The 212-nt window shown below is 44.3% G+C and carries 1 protein-coding gene; it reads right to left on the reverse strand.

All coding sequences use genetic code 11. The features are described 5' to 3' along the window. Nucleotides 1–212 (reverse strand): MFS transporter (locus QWI17_RS00420; protein WP_302720524.1); only part of this gene is annotated, 212 nt, incomplete at both ends.

Raw genomic sequence — 212 nt, forward strand, 5'->3', positions numbered from 1 at the left:
GAGTTCAGCGGATAGAAAATCAGCAACAATACTGAAACAAATGCAAATGCCGCAGGTATCCAGCTCATTAGCATCACCATGCCTCCAGTAGTTTGCTTAATGGTTGAGGGGTCGGTTCCAACATATCCATACGCACCCAAAACAAGCAAAACTAGGGCGCTAGAAAAACCACTACCCGCTTTTTGTATGAACGTACCAGCAGAGTAAAACAA

It is taken from the genome of Gilvimarinus gilvus, from assembly GCF_030518155.1.
GTDB lineage: Bacteria > Pseudomonadota > Gammaproteobacteria > Pseudomonadales > Cellvibrionaceae > Gilvimarinus > Gilvimarinus gilvus.